This window comes from Frankia sp. CcWB2, from assembly GCF_977927585.1.
The window spans coordinates 1-3,370 of sequence record NZ_CDWRCM010000036.1 but is presented as its reverse complement, the minus strand read 5'-3'; the positions used below and the strand labels follow the sequence as shown (position 1 = coordinate 3,370).

Annotated in this window: 2 protein-coding genes and 1 pseudogene; 2 read left to right on the top strand and 1 reads right to left on the bottom strand. The window is 71.4% G+C overall.

From position 1 onward, the window contains the following. Window positions 1–184, top strand: a pseudogene (locus ACY45C_RS06020) (succinate dehydrogenase/fumarate reductase flavoprotein subunit); the annotation flags it as partial. Then, a complete protein-coding gene (locus ACY45C_RS06015) occupies window positions 184–882 on the top strand; it encodes a succinate dehydrogenase iron-sulfur subunit (RefSeq protein WP_462186658.1) in 699 nt (232 codons plus the stop codon). The pseudogene ACY45C_RS06020 and the gene ACY45C_RS06015, both read left to right, overlap by 1 nt. Window positions 883–899: 17 nt before the next feature. On the opposite strand, the gene ACY45C_RS06010 is transcribed toward ACY45C_RS06015, so the two are convergent. Continuing rightward, a complete protein-coding gene (locus ACY45C_RS06010; RefSeq protein ID WP_462186657.1) occupies window positions 900–3,170 on the bottom strand; it encodes a DEAD/DEAH box helicase in 2,271 nt (756 codons plus the stop codon). Window positions 3,171–3,370: the final 200 nt, after the last annotated feature.

Below are 3,370 nucleotides of genomic sequence, written 5' to 3'. Positions count from 1 at the left end.
CAACGAGTCCCGCGGGGGCCATTCCCGTGAGGACTACCCGAACCGGGACGACGTCAACTTCATGCGCCACACGATGGCCTACCGGTCGGGGCCGCTGGTGGCCGCCTCGCCGGAGGCGGAGATCCGCCTAGACTACAAGCCGGTTGTCATGACCCGCTACCAGCCGATGGAGCGCAAGTACTGATGACAGTCACCCTCAAGATCCGTCGCTACGACCCGGAGACGGTCGACGAGGCGCACTGGGAGAGCTACCAGGTGCCGTTCGATCCGAGCGACCGGCTGCTCGACGCGATCATGTGGGTCAAGTGGAACCTCGACGGGACGCTCGCCTTCCGCCGGTCCTGCGCGCACGGGGTGTGCGGCTCGGATGCGATGCGGGTCAACGGCGCCAACCGCCTCGCCTGCAAGGTGCTGGTGAAGGACCTCGGCTCGGAGATCACTATCGAGCCGATCAAAGGTCTGCCGGTGGAGAAGGACCTCATCGTCGACATGGAACCGTTCTTCGACGCGTTCCGGGCGGTGAAGCCCTACCTGATCACTGACGACCACGAGCCGACCCGCGAGCGGCTGCAGTCCGCCGAGGACCGGGCCCGCTTCGACGACACGACCAAGTGCATCATGTGCGCGGCGTGCACCACCGCGTGCCCGGTGTTCTGGACCGACGGCGACTACTTCGGCCCGCAGGCGATCGTCGCGGCCCACCGGTTCATCTTCGACAGCCGTGACTCCGGTACCGACGAACGCCTGGAGATCCTCAACGAACGCGAGGGGGTCTGGCGTTGCCGGACCACCTTCAACTGCACCGACGCCTGTCCACGCGGCATCCAGGTGACCAAGGCCATCCAGGAAGTCAAGCGGGCGCTGTTGTTCCGCCGCGTCTGAGCCTTCCTCCCGGCCGGTCATGCGGTGTCCACCGCGAGCGCGAACGGCAGCACCGACGGCGCTCCGGCCTGCCGGAGCAGTCGAGCGGCGACCGTCATCGTCCAGCCGGTGACGATCCGATCATCGATGAGCAGCATCGGACCGCCGAGCTCGCCCAGGGCGGCGGCAAGGGCCGGGGAGACGGTGAACGCATTCCACAGGCCGGCGAGCCGGTGCGCGCTGTTGTGCACCTGCCCGGTGTGCGGCCCGTCGGCGACCCGGTCGAGCTGCCCCAGCAGCGGCAGGCGTCCGATGGTGGCAATGCGCTCGGCGAGGCTCGCGACGAGCCGGGGCCGGCTCCGGGACGCGATCGACACGACGGCCACCGGCCGCCGCTGCCATCCCCAACCGGCGAGCGTCGCGACCACCGCCTCGACGAGATCGCCGGGAAGCGGGCCGTCGAGGGCACCGGGCACAGCGGAGCCGGGCACAGCGGAGCCGGGCGCGGCGAGGGTGGCAGGCGTGAACATCGGGCGCAGCCGGTTTCCCCAGCCCACATCGCTGAGTCGGGCGAGCGCCCGCCCGGGCTCGGCACCGGCCGACGCCGGGATACGCCCGGCCAGGTCGACCCCGAGCCGGCCCATCCCCGTCGGCCACATCCGCCGCGGTTCGACCGGGACGCCCGCCCGGTGCAGCTCATCCCGGGCCCGCGTCCGCGAGAACTCCGAGACCGCGGACGACCACGACCGACCGGTGCACCGGTCACACCGCCCGCAGGCCGCCGCGTGGGGATCGTCAAGCTGCCGGCGCAGGAACTCCATCCGGCAGCCGGTCGTCACGATGTAGTCAAGCATCGCCTGCTGTTCCCGAGACCGTGCCGCGGCGACACGCCGGTAACGCTCCTCGTCGTACGACCAGGGCTCACCGGTACTCGCCCAGCCGCCCCTGACCCGCCGGACCGCCCCGTCGGTGTCGAGAACCTTCAGCATCTGGTCAAGCCGGCTGGGGCCGAGGTCGACGGACGCGAGCAACGCCTGGGTCGACAGCGGCCGGTCGGCGGCCGCGAGCACTCCGAGCACCCGGCGGACGACGTGCTCCGGCGGAAAAGAGGTGTCCGCGAAGTAGCGCCAGATGTCCCGGTCCTCAGCCGCCGGGAGGAGCACGACCTCGGCCGTATCGAGCGCACGGCCGGCCCGGCCGATCTGCTGATAGTAGGAGATCGGCGACGACGGAGCCCCGACGTGGACGACGAAGCCGAGGTCCGGCTTGTCGAAGCCCATTCCGAGCGCGCTGGTGGCGATCAGTGCCTTGACCCGGTTCGCGAGCAGGTCCTCCTCGGCGGCGATGCGCTCGGCCGCCTCGGTGCCACCGTGATACGTGGTGACGGCATGACCCTGACCGCGCAGAAAGATGGTCAGCTCCTCCGCCGCCGCCTTCGTCAGCGTGTAGACGATCCCCGATCCGGGCAGCTCGCCGAGATGGTCGGCGAGCCAGCCGAACCGGTGCTCGGCCTGCGGCAGCGACACGACCGCGAGCCGCAGGCTCTCCCGATCGAGACTCCCGCGCAGCACCAACGTCCCGGCGGACGCTGGGCCGGCGGGAGCGGAGGTTCCGAGCTGCTCACTGACGTCCTCGACCACGCGGGTGTTGGCGGTGGCCGTCGTGGCCAGCACCGGGACCCCCGGACGCAGCCCGGCGACGAGGGTACGCAGCCGCCGGTAGTCGGGCCGGAAGTCGTGCCCCCAGTCGGAGATGCAGTGCGCCTCGTCGATGACGAGCAACCCGGTGGTAGCGGCGAGCTCGGGCAGGTAGTCGTCCCGGAAGGTCGGGTTGTTCAGCCGCTCCGGCCCGACGAGCAGCACGTCGAGCTCGCCCGACCGCAACGCCGCGTAGACCTCGTCCCACTCGGTCACATTGCCGGAGTGAATCTCGCCGGCGCGGATGCCCAGCCTCGCCGCGGCCGCCGCCTGGTTGCGGATGAGCGCGAGCAACGGGGAGACGATCACCGTCGGTGCAGCGCGTCCCGCTGCACCGCGGAGCAGTGCCGTGGCGAGGAAGTACACCGCCGACTTGCCCCAACCGGTGCGCTGGACGAGCAGCACCCGGCGCCGGTGGGTCACGAGCGCGTCGATGGCCTGCCACTGGTCCTCGCGCAGCGCCGCGGCCGGCCCGGCAAGCGCCCGCAGCAGCTCCTCCGCGCGCTCCCGCAGCCCACCGGGCACCGGGTCCGCCGGGTCCGGAGCATGCGCGACCGGCGACGCCGGGCCGGAAGCCACCGGAAGCGCGGAGGTCGTCTCGTCTGCTGCCATGAGAGGTGTCTACCCGACGCCACCGACAAGATCGGATCGCCCCAGGTCACAGCCGCTTCCGCACCGGAGACGGCGTGGTGGGCCGCGGTCAGCAGCATCCCAGCGATCGACACCCGCGAACCCGGCCCCGCCTGGGCACGGTCACCACCGGGGTACGGCCGCGACGGCCCGAGGCGGAGCGACTGCGGCATGTTAGGGCC

Bases quoted from the DNA above. Each gene is read 5' to 3' on its own strand.
- ACY45C_RS06015 (WP_462186658.1), top strand. From the start codon at position 184: ATGACAGTCACCCTCAAGATCCGTCGCTACGACCCGGAGACGGTCGAC.
- ACY45C_RS06010 (WP_462186657.1), bottom strand. From the start codon at position 3,170: ATGGCAGCAGACGAGACGACCTCCGCGCTTCCGGTGGCTTCCGGCCCG.